Genomic DNA, 707 nt, shown 5'->3' on the forward strand with positions numbered 1-707 from the left:
ACCTTGACGATGCCGCGCTCAACGCGACCGGTCACAACCGTACCACGGCCCGAGATCGAGAACACGTCTTCGATCGGCATCAGGAACGGCTGGTCGATCGGACGCTCAGGCGTCGGGATGTAGGCGTCAACAGCTGCCATCAGCTCGCGGATCGCGTCTTCGCCGATCTTCTTGTCCGAATCTTCCAGAGCAGCAAGAGCCGAGCCCTTGATGATCGGAATGTCGTCGCCCGGGAATTCGTAGGACGACAGAAGTTCGCGAACTTCCAGCTCGACGAGCTCGAGAAGCTCGGCGTCGTCAACCTGGTCGACCTTGTTGAGGAACACGACGATTGCCGGAACGCCAACCTGACGAGCGAGCAGGATGTGCTCGCGGGTCTGCGGCATCGGGCCGTCAGCCGCCGAGCAAACCAGGATCGCGCCGTCCATCTGCGCTGCACCGGTGATCATGTTCTTGACGTAGTCGGCGTGGCCGGGGCAGTCAACGTGAGCGTAGTGACGGTTCGGCGTCTCATACTCAACGTGCGCCGTCGAAATCGTGATACCACGGGCCTTTTCTTCCGGAGCAGCGTCGATCTGGTCGTACGCCTTGAACTCGCCGAAGTACTTCGTGATCGCTGCGGTCAGCGACGTCTTGCCATGGTCAACGTGGCCAATCGTGCCAATGTTAACGTGCGGCTTGTTGCGCTCAAATTTGCTCTTTGCCAT

General features: G+C 60.0%; 1 protein-coding gene. It reads right to left on the reverse strand.

Going from position 1 to position 707, the window contains the following annotated elements; translation table 11 throughout:
• On the reverse strand, nt 1-707 hold a 707-nt coding region (locus IB263_RS33820), incomplete at both ends, for a GTP-binding protein (RefSeq protein ID WP_192439605.1).

The organism is Ensifer sp. ENS03 (assembly GCF_014852035.1).
GTDB lineage: Bacteria > Pseudomonadota > Alphaproteobacteria > Rhizobiales > Rhizobiaceae > Ensifer > Ensifer adhaerens.